The sequence below is a fragment of the Streptomyces sp. NPDC020747 genome (assembly GCF_044334695.1).
In the GTDB taxonomy this organism is placed as follows: domain Bacteria; phylum Actinomycetota; class Actinomycetes; order Streptomycetales; family Streptomycetaceae; genus Streptomyces.
Genome location: NZ_JBIRTJ010000023.1, coordinates 80,740 through 94,104 on the forward strand (window position 1 = coordinate 80,740; position 13,365 = coordinate 94,104).

The 13,365-nt window shown below is 71.5% G+C and carries 12 protein-coding genes; 6 read left to right on the forward strand and 6 right to left on the reverse strand.

Annotated elements, in window-relative coordinates:
• Positions 1-82: 82 nt before the first annotated feature.
• From ACH4YP_RS43130 to ACH4YP_RS43145, 4 genes are all read right to left on the reverse strand, one after another.
• Positions 83-1,540, reverse strand: a complete 1,458-nt coding sequence (locus ACH4YP_RS43130; RefSeq protein ID WP_361053524.1) for a citrate:proton symporter — start codon at positions 1,538-1,540, stop codon at positions 83-85.
• A gap of 122 nt (positions 1,541-1,662) precedes the next feature.
• The gene (locus ACH4YP_RS43135; protein ID WP_398496707.1) at positions 1,663-3,918 is read right to left on the reverse strand and encodes a molybdopterin oxidoreductase family protein; all 2,256 of its coding nucleotides are present in this window, start codon (positions 3,916-3,918) and stop codon (positions 1,663-1,665) included.
• 183 nt (positions 3,919-4,101) lie between these two features.
• Positions 4,102-4,722 carry a TetR/AcrR family transcriptional regulator gene (locus ACH4YP_RS43140; protein WP_361053529.1) on the reverse strand — a complete coding sequence of 207 codons (621 nt, stop codon included), beginning with the start codon at positions 4,720-4,722 and terminating at the stop codon, positions 4,102-4,104.
• A gap of 64 nt (positions 4,723-4,786) precedes the next feature.
• On the reverse strand, positions 4,787-5,380 hold the full coding sequence (locus ACH4YP_RS43145) for a hypothetical protein (protein ID WP_361053532.1): 594 nt from the start codon (positions 5,378-5,380) through the stop codon (positions 4,787-4,789).
• A 179-nt stretch (positions 5,381-5,559) separates the two neighbouring features.
• On the opposite strand from ACH4YP_RS43145, the gene hmgA reads away from it, so the two are divergent.
• The 3 genes from hmgA (at position 5,560) to ACH4YP_RS43160 (ending at position 8,990) form a co-directional block, all read left to right on the forward strand.
• A complete protein-coding gene (gene hmgA / locus ACH4YP_RS43150; protein ID WP_398496710.1) occupies positions 5,560-6,936 on the forward strand; it encodes a homogentisate 1,2-dioxygenase in 1,377 nt (458 codons plus the stop codon).
• Between the two features lie 63 nt (positions 6,937-6,999).
• Positions 7,000-7,749, forward strand: coding sequence for a GntR family transcriptional regulator (locus ACH4YP_RS43155; RefSeq protein WP_361053539.1), 750 nt, complete (start codon positions 7,000-7,002; stop codon positions 7,747-7,749).
• A gap of 41 nt (positions 7,750-7,790) precedes the next feature.
• Entirely contained in the window at positions 7,791-8,990 is a 1,200-nt protein-coding gene (locus tag ACH4YP_RS43160) for a type ISP restriction/modification enzyme (RefSeq protein ID WP_398496711.1), read from the forward strand.
• A 100-nt stretch (positions 8,991-9,090) separates the two neighbouring features.
• Here ACH4YP_RS43160 and ACH4YP_RS43165 read toward each other — a convergent pair whose 3' ends face one another.
• Entirely contained in the window at positions 9,091-9,804 is a 714-nt protein-coding gene (locus tag ACH4YP_RS43165) for a TetR/AcrR family transcriptional regulator (RefSeq protein ID WP_361053582.1), read from the reverse strand.
• Between the two features lie 84 nt (positions 9,805-9,888).
• Between ACH4YP_RS43165 and ACH4YP_RS43170 the strand changes: the two genes are divergently transcribed.
• Genes ACH4YP_RS43170 through ACH4YP_RS43180 form a run of 3 tightly spaced genes read left to right on the forward strand, consistent with a single transcriptional unit; the run spans position 9,889 to position 12,941 of the window.
• Positions 9,889-10,893 carry an ATP-binding cassette domain-containing protein gene (locus ACH4YP_RS43170; RefSeq protein ID WP_398496713.1) on the forward strand — a complete coding sequence of 335 codons (1,005 nt, stop codon included), beginning with the start codon at positions 9,889-9,891 and terminating at the stop codon, positions 10,891-10,893.
• Positions 10,890-11,672 (forward strand): ABC transporter permease, encoded by a 783-nt coding sequence (locus ACH4YP_RS43175; protein WP_361053545.1) that lies wholly within the window; start codon positions 10,890-10,892, stop codon positions 11,670-11,672. Before ACH4YP_RS43170 ends, ACH4YP_RS43175 begins: the two co-directional genes overlap by 4 nt.
• Before the next feature lie 60 nt (positions 11,673-11,732).
• A complete protein-coding gene (locus ACH4YP_RS43180; RefSeq protein ID WP_398496715.1) occupies positions 11,733-12,941 on the forward strand; it encodes a CaiB/BaiF CoA transferase family protein in 1,209 nt (402 codons plus the stop codon).
• Positions 12,942-12,994: 53 nt separating this feature from the next.
• On the opposite strand, the gene ACH4YP_RS43185 is transcribed toward ACH4YP_RS43180, so the two are convergent.
• Positions 12,995-13,264: a hypothetical protein gene (locus tag ACH4YP_RS43185; RefSeq protein WP_361053550.1), complete on the reverse strand. Its 270-nt coding sequence runs from the start codon at positions 13,262-13,264 to the stop codon at positions 12,995-12,997.
• Between the last annotated feature and the right edge of the window lie 101 nt (positions 13,265-13,365).

The window sequence follows — 13,365 nt, forward strand, 5'->3', positions numbered from 1 at the left end:
GGCGAATGGACGGGGCGAATGGACGGATGGAGCGGACGAACGGGGTGAGTCCGGCCCCGGCCGGACTCCCGGGAGCCGAGGCTCAGATGATGCCGAACAGGATCCCGGCGCCGAGTACCACGAGGGAAGTGAGGGCGGCCCACTTGACCACGAACTTGGTGTGGTCGCCGAACTCGACCTTGGCCATGCCGACCAGGACGTACACGGCCGGGACGAGCGGGCTCGACATGTGCAGGGGCTGGCCGACGAGCGAGGCGCGGGCGATCTCCAGCGGGGAGACCCCGTGGGCAGCGCCCGCCTCGGCGAGGACCGGCACGACACCGAAGTAGAAGCCGTCGTTCGACATGAAGTAGGTGAGCGGGAGGCTGAGGACGCCGGTGACGAGGGCCATGTGCGGGCCCATGCCGTCGGGGATGCCGTCGACGAGCCATTTCGCCATGGAGTCGACCATGCCGGTGCCCTGGAGGACGCCGGTGAAGACGGCGGCGGCGAAGACCATGCCGGAGACGTTGAGGACGTTGTCGGCGTGGGCGGCGAGGCGGGCCTTCTGGTCGGGGATGTGCGGGAAGTTGACCGTGAGGGCGAGCGCGGCGGCGAGCACGAACAGGACCGGGATCGGCAGCAGTTCCATGATCATGGCGGTCAGGAGCGTCGCCGTGAGCAGTGCGTTGAACCAGTACAGCTTGGGGCGCAGCGTCGGACGGTTCGGGTCGAGGCCCTGGAGGCGGACGTCGTCCTCCTCCTCGTCGTCGCCGTCGTCGGTGGCGTCGGTGCCGGAGCCCGCGCCGCCGGTGGTCTTGGTCATGCGGACCTTGCCGTCGCCCGGACCGCCGGAGGCGGCGGCACCGGCGCCGACGAGCACCGTCTCGGTCTCGGGCTCCTCGGCCGGCTTCTTCTCCTCGACGAGCGCCTCGTTCAGGCTCAGCACGCCGAGGCGCTTGCGCTCGCGGAGGCCGAGGACGTACGAGAGGGCGATCACGGCGACCAGGCCGACGGCGAGCGCCGGGATCATCGGGACGAAGATGTCGCCGGCGTCGAGCTTGAGCGCGGTGGCGGCGCGGGCGGTCGGGCCGCCCCAGGGCAGCGTGTTCATGACGCCGTTGGCGGTGGCGGCGACGCCGGTCATCACCACGAGGCTCATCTTGAGGCGCTTGTACAGCGGGTACATCGCCGAGACCGTGATCATGAAGGTCGTCGAGCCGTCGCCGTCGAGGGAGACGATCGAGGCGAGCAGGGCCGTGCCGACGACGATGCGCAGCGGGTCGGCCTTGCAGAACTTGAGGATGCCTCGGACGATCGGGTCGAAGAGGCCGACGTCGATCATGACGCCGAAGTACACGATGGCGAACATGAGCATCGCGGCGGTGGGCGCGAGGGTGCCCACCCCTTCGATGACGTAGTCGCCGAGGTGTGCGCCCTTTCCGACGAACACACAGAAGAGTGCCGGGATCAGTACGAGCGCCGCGATCGGCGACATCTTCTTCATCATGATCAGGACCAGGAAGGTCGCGATCATGGTGAAGCCGAGGATGGTCAGCATGAGTGGATACCTAACGTTCGCCCTTGAACTTCCACCAGGGACAGCGGTTCGAGTGACGTTAGGTCGGCCACGTAAGGCTTAACAAGATGTTGACACGCGAGCAATAAGCGCAAAACTCCAGGTCAGGGCGTTGTGCCTGTTGGCGCGATATCGATGGGTACGCCATTGAGTACCGCCGTGCCGGACAGCGGGTCGAGCAGGCTGCCGTCGAGGAGCTGGTTGACGTTGACGCCGGGGTTCTCGGCGGCGTGGTTCGTCCGGGTGCCGGGACGGTCGTGTCCCCAGCCGTGCGGCAGGCTCACGACCCCACGGCGTACGGCGTCGGTGATCTCGGCGGGGGCGACGACCTCTCCTCCGGCGCCCTTCACCCGTACCGGCGCCCCGTCGGTGACGCCGAGGCGGTCGGCGTCGTCGGGGTGGATGTGCAGGGTGCAGCGGTTGGTGCCGCCGGTGAGGGCGGGGATGTTGTGCATCCAGCTGTTGTTGGAGCGCAGATGGCGGCGGCCGACGAGGACGAGCCCCTCGGGGCGCCGGCGCAGTGCGTCGCGCAGGCGCGGGAGGTCATCGGCGAGCGGCTGCGGAAGCAGCTCCACGAGTCCGCTACGGGTCTTGAGGGGCTGCGGGAGGCGCGGCTGGAGCGGTCCGAGGTCGATGCCGTGGGGCTGGTCGAGCAGCTTCTCCAGGGTCAGCCCTTCGGGGCGTACGCCGAACCCGTCGCCGTAAGGGCCCAGGCGCAGCATCATGTCGAGGCGCCGCTCGGGGCCGGTCTCGCCGGTCAGCTGTGCGGCGAGCTCGCGCGGGTCGCGGCCGTGCGCCGGGGAGCGGGTTTCCTTGACGGCCTTGCCGAGGGTCTGGCTGATGACCAGGTCGTCGACGGCGGAGGGGTCGGCGCCGTGCATGCCGGTCGCGGCGAGGACGAGCCGGGCGAGGATCTCCGTCTCGGCCATGCGGCCGGGCTCCAGGGGGACGGCGGCGCGGGTGTAGCGGACCTGGTTGCGTACGGCGAGGGTGTTGAAGGCGAAGTCGTGGTGCGGGCTCTGCGAGGGCGGGGGCGGCGGCAGCACGACGTGGGCGTGCCGTGAGGTCTCGTTGAGGTACGGGTCGACGCTGACCATGAAGTCGAGCGAGCCGAGGGCCTTGTCGAGCCGGTCGCCGTCCGGCGCGGACAGGACGGGGTTGGCGGCGATGACGACGAGGGCACGGATCGGCTCGCCCTCGCGGGTCGCGGTGTCGATCTCCTCGGCGAGCGCGGCCATCGGCAGTTCGCCCTTGGCCTCGGGGTGGCGGCTCACGCGGCTGTGCCAGCGGCCGAGCGCGAAGCCGTGGCCGGGTCCTGCGGGGCGGGGTGTCCGGTCGGTGGCGGCCTGCGGGAAGAGGGCGCCGCCGGGCCGGTCGAGGTTGCCGGTGAGGATGTTCAGGATGTCGACCAGCCAGCTGGCCAGGGTGCCGTGCGGGACGGTGCAGCTGCCGATGCGGCCGTATACGGCGGCGGTTGGCGCGGCCGCCAGTTCCCGGGCGAGCGCGCGGATCGTGCCGGCGTCGACGTCGCAGGCCTCGGCGGCGGCTTCCGGGGTGAAGTCCCGTACGGCCTCACGGAGTTCGTCGACCCCTTGCACCAGCTCGGCGAGTTCCCCGAGGTCGGTGAGCTGCTCCTCGAAGAGGACGTACGCCATGGCGGCGAGCAGCAGCGCGTCGGTGCCGGGGCGGATGGCCACGTGCCGGTCGGCGAGCTTGGCCGTGCGGGTGCGGCGTGGGTCGATGACGGTCAGGGTGCCGCCGCGCGCCTTGAGGGCCTTGAGCTTGCCGGGGAAGTCGGGGGCGGTGCACAGGCTGCCGTTGGATTCGAGGGGGTTGGCGCCGATCAGCAGCAGGTGGTCGGTGCGGTCGAGGTCGGGCACGGGGATCGCGTTGGCGTCGCCGTAGAGCAGGCCGCTGGAGACGTGCTTGGGCATCTGGTCGAGCGTGGACGCGGTGAAGAGGCTGTGGGTGCCGAGGCCCGCGAGCAGCACGGTCGGGTAGAGGGCGCCGGCCATGGTGTGCACGTTCGGGTTGCCGAGGACGGCTCCGACGGCGTGCGGCCCGTACCGCTCGACGACCGGCCGCAGTCCGGCCGCGACGGCGTCGAAGGCCTCCGTCCAGGTGGCCTCGCGCAGCTCGCCGTCCTTGCGTACCAGCGGCGTCCGCAGCCGGTCGGGGTCACCGTCGGCCGCCCCGAACGAGGCGCCCTTCGGGCAGATGAACCCCTGGCTGAACACGTCGTCGCGGTCCCCGCGCGCGCTCGTCACCCGGGTCCCCTCGATGGTGAGCGTCAGCCCGCACGTCGCCTCGCAGAGAGGACAGATGCGCAGAGCTGTTCGGGAGTCGGCGGTGGTGGACACGGGTCCTCCCGGAGGGGATGGCGACGACGATGGCGCGCTTACCCGGCCGAGCATACCGACCGGTATGGACGGTGGGGAGGGGTCACGGGGGTCACGTCGGAAATTCACGCGCCGTACGGGTGTCCGCGCCGGGCGGGGACGGGCCGGGAGGGGGCCGGGCAACGCCGTCGCCCGGCCGCTCCGTCAGTCGAGCGACCGTGCCAGATAGGCCCGCAGCAGTTCCCGGGTCTCGTCGATGACCCGTTCGTCACCGGCCGGGTCGAGGCGGAAAGCCAGCTGGACGAGGGTGTCGGCGGCCTCGACGGCGATGAGGAAGGTGCGGCGCAGGTCCTCGTCGGGTTCGCGGCCCACGACGGAGGAGAGCATGTCGGTGAGGCGGTCGGCGACGCGGGTGTTGGGTTCGGCGTCGCGGGTGCCGACGGGGATCTGGTTGCCGAAGTCCACGAGGGAGAAGCCGGGCGCGGTGCGTTTCATCGCGAGGTACTCGTCGAGGACCGCGTCCATGGCCGCCCGCCAGCCGCCCGCGCCGGCGGTCTCCTGGAGGCGGAGGGCGACACGCTCGGTGAAGACGTCGAGGTTGCGCTGGGCGAGCGCGTCGGCCATGGCGCGCTTGTTGCCGAAGAAGCGGTAGACGGACCCTATGGGCACGCCGGCGCGCAGGGCGACCGCGCGGGTGCTGAGGGCGTCGTAACCGACCTCGTCGAGGAGATCGGCGCAGGCGTCGAGGATGCGGGTGAGTCTTTCGGCGCTACGGCGTTGAACGGGCGCGCGGCGCAGCGAGGTCGCAGGGGGCACGGGCTTCATGATGCCTTTCCGCCGGGGTCCGGTGAACCTTGCCCTTCGGTACGGGTTTCGATGCTCATGCCACTCATTTGTGCGCGCCCGGGCCGCTCGTCGCCGTTGCCGTCGTCTTCACCTTCGTCCTCGCCTTCGCGGACTCCGTGTCCGTCGGCCCGGGATCGGACACGGTGATGTCCGCCGTGCTGCCGACGGGCTCGCCGTCCACGGCCCACACCGTGTCGTCGTCAGCGTGCAGGCGCACGGTGACCTGGTGGGTGCCGCGCGGAACGAGGGCGTCGGCGATGTGGTGGGTCGGCCCGCGGAGGAAGGACAGGGGGCGGCCGTCGAGGCGGAGGAGGGCGTGCCCGCGGCCGGGTTCGGCCGTCTTCCTCGTACCGGCCGGCGAGAAGCGGAAGTCGTGGACGGTCAGGCGTACGTCCCAGCCACCGCTGTCGGCGTCGGGCTGTATCTCGATGTCGACCTTCGGTGCGTCCTTCTTGTCGATCTCACGGTAGTGCCGTCCTTCCTCGTCCGTGTCCTCCAGCACCTTGCCCACCAGCGACGGCTTCACTCCGTCGTCCTCGCGCGCTTCGCCGGACCCGCAGCCCGTCGCTCCGACGAGCAGAGCGCCGGACATGGCACAGGCCGCGAGCGCGGTGAGGAGTACGCGCGTCCACGACATGCCGGGGAGATTAGAGCACCGCTCTGACAACCGGATCCCTCTGAAGTCTGGTTCTCGGGTACTCCGGCGGTCTTGGCGCGATCGTGCGGTCGCCCCCGTGGGCACGGGCATCTCCCTCTTGCGCACGGATTTCGCGAATCCTACGGTGATACATAGGAATCAGGAACGAGGGAGCGATCATGAGCGGGGACGGGCGGATCACCGCCGAGGCACGGCGGAAGACCGTCGAGGCGCTGACGTATCTCACCGGGTTCGGCAACGAGCACAGCTCGGAGGCGGTGCCGGGTGCCCTGCCGCACGGCCGCAACTCCCCGCAGCGGGCTCCGCTCGGGCTGTACGCGGAGCAGCTGAGCGGTACGGCGTTCACCGAGCCGAGGGCGCGCAACCGCCGGTCGTGGCTGTACCGGATCCACCCGTCGGCCGCGCACCCGGCCTTCACCCGAACCGACAACGGCGCCGTCCGCACGGCACCCTTCACGGAGACGGTGCCCGACCCGAACCGGCTGCGCTGGAACCCGTTGCCCGAGCCCGCCCCGGGCACCGACTTCCTGGCGGGCCTGTGGACGCTCGGCGGCAACGGCGACGCGACGCAGCGCACCGGCATGGCCGTGCACCTCTACCACGCCAACGCGTCGATGGAGCGGGTGTTCAGCGACGCCGACGGCGAGCTGCTGATCGTGCCGGAGCGCGGCGGGCTGCTGCTGCGCACCGAGTTCGGGCTGCTGCATGTGGAGCCGGGACATGTGGCGCTGATCCCTCGTGGGGTGCGCTTCCGTGTGGAGCTGCTCGACGCCGCGTCCGACGACGACCCGGGCCCGACGGCCCGGGGCTATGTGTGCGAGAACTACGGGGCGCCCTTCCAGCTCCCCGACCTCGGCCCGATCGGCGCCAACGGTCTGGCGAACGCCCGCGACTTCCGGGCGCCCGTCGCCGCGTACGAGGACGACGAGGACACAGCGGGCCCGGTGGAGGTGGTGAACAAGTTCTGCGGCAACCTCTGGACGGCCACCTACGACCACTCCCCGCTGGATGTCGTCGCCTGGCACGGTAACCATGTGCCGTACGCCTATGATCTGCGCGCGTTCAATGTGATCGGCACCATCAGCTACGACCACCCGGACCCGTCGATCTTCACGGTGCTGACCTCGCCGAGCGACACCCCCGGCCTTGCCGGCGTCGACTTCGTCGTCTTCGCTCCGCGCTGGCTGGTGGGCGAGGACACGTTCCGGCCGCCGTACTTCCACCGGAACGTGATGAGCGAGTACATGGGGCTCATCGAGGGCGCGTACGACGCGAAGGCGGAGGGCTTCGTGCCGGGGGGCGGCTCGCTGCACAACATGATGTCGGCGCACGGTCCCGACCGGGAGACGTTCGACCGGGCGAGCACCGCCGAGCTGCGACCGCAGAGGATCGACGACGGTCTGGCCTTCATGTTCGAGACCCGCTGGCCGGTCACCGCCACCGCGCAGGCCGCCGGGGCGGAACATCTCCAGGGCGCGTACGACGACGTGTGGCGGGGCCTCCAGCGGCACTTCCGGCCGGTGCGGCGACCGTGACCGGCCGGGACCGGCCGTGACCGCCCGTTGCACGCGGCGCCCGCGGACGGTACGGATACCCTCGTGACCTCCTTCGCCCCGGACTCGATCGTCCTGAACCGCAAGCTGCCGCTCTGGTATCAGGTGTCGCAGTCCCTGCGCGCCTCGATACTCGGGCGGTCCGCGCAGGATCCGCTGCGGCTGCCCACCGAGGAACAGCTGGCGGAGCACTACGGGGTGAGCGTGCTGACCATGCGGCAGGCGCTCAAGGAGCTGGAGGACGAGGGGCTGATCACCCGCCATCGCAGGCGCGGCACGTTCATCGAGCCGAGCGCCGCGCGGGGCGCCCCGGTCCGGCTGCTCGGCTCGGTCGACGCGATCGTGGCCCAGCAGTCGGGCATGACGACCCGGCTCCTTGACCACGGCACCGAGCCCGTGTCGGCGGAGCTCTCCGAGCACTTCCCGGACCTGACGGAGGTCGCGACCTACCACCGGCTGCGCAGCGACGAGAAGACCGGGGAGCCGACCAACCACGCCCGCAACTACGTACGGCCCGAACTGGCGGCCCTGATCGACCCCGAGGACCTGGTCCGCTGGCCCATGACCAAGGTGCTGCGGGACGTCGCGGGGGCGAGGATCAGCCAGATCACCGACACCGTCGAGGCCCGGCTCGCGGACCCGGAGACCGCGCGGCTGCTCCAGGTCCCGCTGCTGAGCCCGATCCTGCACTACACGGGCGTCGTGCACGGCGAGGACGGCCGGGCGCTCGACGTGGCCCGCATCAAGTACCGCGGCGACCGCTTCTCCTTCACCGTCACCCTCGACGCCCACTGAGCATGCGGGACCAGGTCGCCTCCGAGAGCCCACGTCGTACGATGCCGAGCGTGCCGCACGACGACGCTCCGCTGCTCGCGGACCTCATGCCGTGGTCCGTCGCACCTCCCCGGCTGGGCCGCGGGTGGCCGGCGGCGCCCGACCCGGCGTCCCTGAAAGCGCGCTGGGACGCCCTCGTGAAGGCCGAAGGGCCCGACCGCGAGGCGCTGTTCGGCGTCACGCGCGCGCGGACGCTGCACTCGGCGGTGAGTCAACTGCCGGGCCAGTCCACCGGAACGGTCCGGCTGGCCCGCGCGTCGGGCCCCTGCGCGGAGCCGGTACGGGTCCTGCACGGGCCGTTCGACGAGCAGTGGCTGATCCCCGACCACCGGCTGATCGACGCGGCACGGCCGGAGTTGTGGCGCGTGGCCGACGATCGACAGGTGTTCGCTGTCGAGCAGGCCCCCGCACCCGACGGACCGCCGCTCCTCGTCACGTCGACCCTGCCGGTGGTCCTCCCGCAGTCGAAGACCGTGCCCACCGCACGGCCGGGCCGGATCCACCCCTTGTACCGGCGTCCCGAGGGCCGCGAACCCAACCTGGCGCCGGGCCTGTTGGACCTCCTGGCCGAGCGCCTGGGCCACTCCCCCACCCCGCTGGACGTCCTCGCCTGGACGATCGCGGTCGCCCGCCCGGGGCCGCGCGGCTGCACGGTTCCACTCACGTCGGACCCCGGACTCTGGGCGCACGGCACCGAGTTGGGCCACCGCATGCTGTGGCTGATGCACCGCGACGGCGAACGCCCCAAACTCCCCGGTGGCCGCCGCCCTTACGTACGGTCCCCACTCCCCTCCCGCCCCCTCGAACTCCGCTACGACCGCGACGAGGAGACCCTGTACCTCGACGAGGGCCGCATCTCCCCCGTCCCGCCCGCCGCCTGGGACTTCGAGGTCGGCGGCGTCCGAGTCCTGGACCAGTGGCTCACCACCCGAACCACCCGCCCGGATCCCGGCACCCTGGAGTCCATCCGCCCCACCACCTGGCCCCAGCCCTGGACATCCGAACTGCTGGAGGTCATCACGGTCCTGTCCCTGCTCGCGGAACTGCGCCCGCAGCAGGCCGAGTTGACGATCGAGTCCCCCATCACACCGAACGAGCTACACCAGGCGGGCGTCCTGCCACCCCCGGACACATCCCGCAAACCGGCATCGGTCCTGGACCACCACGAGGAGGGCCCAGAGGGCCAGTTCGCACTGCTCTGAGAGAGGGCCGCCCCCAAAGGGGCGCGGGGAACTGCGCGACCAGCCACGGCCCACCCGCACCTTCAACACCACCATCCCCATCCCCACCTCTCCCCGACACTCAGCGAGACGGGTCAAACCCGTCGAGCACCCGCACCAACGCCCGCTCGAACACAGCCTCCATGTCGATCGGCCCCGCATCCTCCATGAACGCCGCCGCCATCCGCGGATACGCCCCGGTGGCGACCTGCCCACCGAGATACGCCCCGCGCACCGCGTTCTCCCGCTCCTCCGACCACGGCAACGCCCGCACCCGCTCGACCGTGGCGAGCTCATTCCCCACGTACGTCGTCACCACCCCGTTGACCATCGCGATCAGCTCGAACTTCGTGCCGTACGTCCCCTCGAAGGAGTCCAGGCACGTAAGGCAGTGCTCCAGATAGCGCAGGGCGTTGGGGCTGAACCCGTACACCGGCGACATGAGAGCCGGCAGCCACGGATGCCGGAGCATGAGCGCACGCGCCTGATGGGCGACCCGGAGCATGTCGGCCCGCCAGTCCCCCGCCGGCTCCCACAACTCGTGCTCACCACCGACGGCGTCGACCATCAGCTCGTACAGGTCCTCCTTGCGCGGCACGTAGTTGTAGAGCGACATCGTGCCGCAGCCCAGCTCGGCCGCGACATGTCGCATCGAGACCCCGTCCAGCCCCTGCGCGTCCGCGATCCGCACCGCGGCGGCCGCGATGTCGGCCCGGGTGAACGCGGGCCGCGGCCCGCGTCCCGTGCGCTCGGGTCGGGCCCAGATCACTTCGGGTACGTCGGCGCGTCCTGCCATCGGTGTCGTCAGTCCTGCCATCGGTGGATCCTGTCGCCCCCATCGTAGTTACGTACAGCGTACGTAGTGAGGTATGGTCGCACCATGACGACTACGTACGCTGTACTTAGTGAAGGTCTGGAGAAGAGTTTCAAGGACGTCCGGGCGCTGCGCGGGCTGGACCTGGCCGTGGCGGAGGGCACGGTCTGCGGGCTGCTCGGGCCGAACGGCGCGGGCAAGACGACGGCGGTGCGGCTGCTCACCACGCTGCTGCGGCCCGACGCCGGGTCCGCGCGTGTCGCGGGGCACGACCTCGTCCGCGAGCCGGACGCGGTGCGCCGCGCGATCGGCGTCACCGGGCAGTACGCCTCGGTCGACGGCGACCTCACGGGGCGGGAGAACCTGCGGCTGTTCGCGAAGCTGCGCCGCCTCCCGAAGGCGACGGCCCGCGCCGACGAACTCCTCGACCGCTTCGAACTCGCCGACGCGGCGGACCGCGCCACATCCACCTACTCCGGCGGCATGCGGCGGCGCCTCGACCTGGCCGCGAGCCTGATCACCCGGCCCGCGGTCCTGTTCCTCGACGAGCCGACGACGGGCCTCGACCCGCACAGCCGCAACCAGATCTGGGAGACCGTGCGCGCGCTGAAGGCGGAGGGCACGACGGTCCTGCTCACCACGCAGTATCTGGAGGAGGCCGACCAACTCGCCGACGACATCGCCCTCGTGGACCGCGGCAGGGTCGCGCACTCGGGCACGCCCGCCGAACTCAAGGCGCTCATCGGCTCGTACGCGGAGGCGGTGGTCGCCCACACGGACGCCATGGCCGGAGCGGCCGCCGTCCTCGACCAACTGACGGGCTCCAGGCCCGACTTCGACGAGGAGCGGCACGCCGTCGGCGCGGTCACCACCGACCCGACGCTCACCCTCCCCCGCCTCGTACGCGAACTCGACGCCGCCGGTGTGCCGTTGCTGGACGTGAACCTGCGCCCGCCGACGCTCGACGACGTCTTCCTCCGCCTGACCGGCAGCTCGACCGAAGCCGGGACCGACGACCGGGCCGACACGCAGTCCGGCGGCCGCACCGACAGCAAGGAGCTTGTGACATGAGTGCGTTGGCGTACGACAGCGGCGCGATGCTGGGCCGTCAGCTGCGGCGGATCCGGCACAACATGGGGCTGCTGATCCTCACCCAGACCATGCCGATCACGATGCTGCTGTTCTTCGGCTATGTCTTCGGCAGCGCACTCGCGATGCCCGGCGAGGAGTACCGGGCCTTCCTGGTGCCGGGGCTGCTCGTCGCCACGGCGGCCAACGGGATCATGACCGGGATGTTCCAGGCCGCCCAGGACTCGCACCGGGGCGTGATGGACCGCTTCCGCACGCTGCCGATCAGCCGGGCCGCCGTACCGCTCGGGCAGGCGGCCGGGGACCTGGTCGTCACGGCCGTGGGCACGGTGCCGGTGCTGCTGGTGGGGCTCGCGGTGGGCTGGCGGATGGAAGGCTCCGCGCTGGACGCGGCCGGCGCGGTGGGTCTGCTGCTGCTCTTCCGGTTCGCGACCACGTGGATCGGGATCCTGCTGGGCCTGGCCTCGCAGAGCGAGGAGGCGGCCGGGCAGCTGGGCGGCGCGACGTTCATCCTGCCGCTGCTGTCGAACGCGTACATCCCGACGGACAACCTGCCCGGCTGGCTGCGCACGATCGCCGAGTGGAACCCGATCAGCGCGGTGACCACGGCCCTGCGCGACCTGTTCGGGAACGCGCCGGTGCCGACGGACGGCGCCTGGCCGGTGACGCACCCCGTCGCGGGGTCACTGGCCTGGTGCGCGGTCCTCATCGCGGTGTTCATGCCGCTCGCGGTGCGCCGGTACGCGAACGGCGGCCGCTGACCGCTCGCCCCCAGGGCCGTGTCGCCCGGCCCCGCATGACAAAGCCCTGGCGCACGGGCCATGATCCCTCGCATGGAGCCGCTTCCCCTGCCCCTGGAGGGCATCACCGTCGTCGCCGTCGAGCAGGCCGTCGCGGCGCCCTTCGCGACCCGACAGCTCGCCGACCTCGGCGCCCGGGTCGTCAAGGTCGAGCGGATCGACGGCGGTGACTTCGCGCGGGGTTACGACACCGCGGCCGCCGGTCTCGCCTCGCACTTCGTGTGGTGCAACCGCGGCAAGGAGTCCATCGCCCTCGATCTGAAGGACCCGCGCGGCCTTGACGTCGTACGCCGTCTCGTCGCGGACGCCGACGTCTTCGTGCAGAACCTCGCGCAGGGGGCCGCCGCGCGGCTCGGCCTGGACGCGGCGACGCTGTGCGCGGCGGACCCGCGGCTGATCGCCGTGGACATCTCGGGTTACGGGGCCTTCGGTCCGTACGCCGGCAAGCGCGCGTACGACATGCTCGTGCAGTGCGAGGCGGGGCTGGTGTCCGTGACGGGGACGGCCGACCAGCCGGTGAAGGCGGGGATCCCCGCGGCCGACATCGCGGCGGCGATGTACGCGTTCTCGGGGGTGCTGGCGGCGCTGGTGCGGCGTGGCACGACGGGGCGCGGCGGGCCGGTGGAGGTGTCGATGTTGGAGGCGCTGGCCGAGTGGATGGGGCATCCGCTGCACCACGCGATGCACGGCGGCACTCCCCCGGCGCGTACCGGTCTCGCGCACGCCGTCATCGCCCCGTACGACGCCTATCCGACGGCGGACGGCGGGCGGGTGCTGCTGTCGGTGCAGAACGACCGGGAGTGGCGGCGGCTGGCCGAACAGGTGCTTGGGCGGCCGGAGTTGGCGCACGACCCGGCGTACGCGACGAACGCGGCGCGGGTCGAACACCGGGAGCACACCGACGAGTTGGTCGGCAAGGCGCTGGCGGCGCTGGTCACCGACGAGGCGGTGGCGCGTCTTGAGGCGGCCGGGATCGCGTGTGCGCGGCTGCGGGACGTACGGGAGGTCGCGGAGCATCCTCAGCTGGCGGCGCGGGACCGGTGGCGGGAAGTGGGTTCGCCGGTCGGGCCGTTGAGGGCCTTGTTGCCGCCGATCACGCTGCCGGGCGGGGAATCGGCGCGGATGGGGCCCGTACCCGCGCTCGGGGAACACACCGGGGCGCTGCTGCGTGCCGTGGGGATGACGGACGATGAGATCGCAGCACTGCGCCGGGACGGTGTGGCCGCCTGAGCGCGGGTCGGGGTCCTGCTCGGGTTCGGCCGCCTGTCAGCGGCCGAGGCCGCTCAGCGGCCGCCGAACAGGGAACGGCGCAGCCGGCGCAGCGGTGCGAAGAGCGAGACTCGCCTCACTCGCGCGCCCCTGCCGGTGCGGTCGTGCGCGGTGTCACGTGCGGTGAGCTCGCGCATCAGGTCCGTCGCCTCTGCCGCCTCGCGCTGAGGGATGGCTGGGCCACCCATCACCGAGAGATGGCGGTCGAGACGCGAACTGGTCGCGGTGCTGCCACACGTGATCGCAGGGACTCGCGCCCTGCCACGCACTGTTATCTGTTCCATGTCACTCCCCACCCATACGAGGGCACCCGGCCCGGGCAGGTTAACCCTATCGCTCCCTCTCCACACCCGTGTATCCCGGGCGCGGGATTCACCTTTCCGGT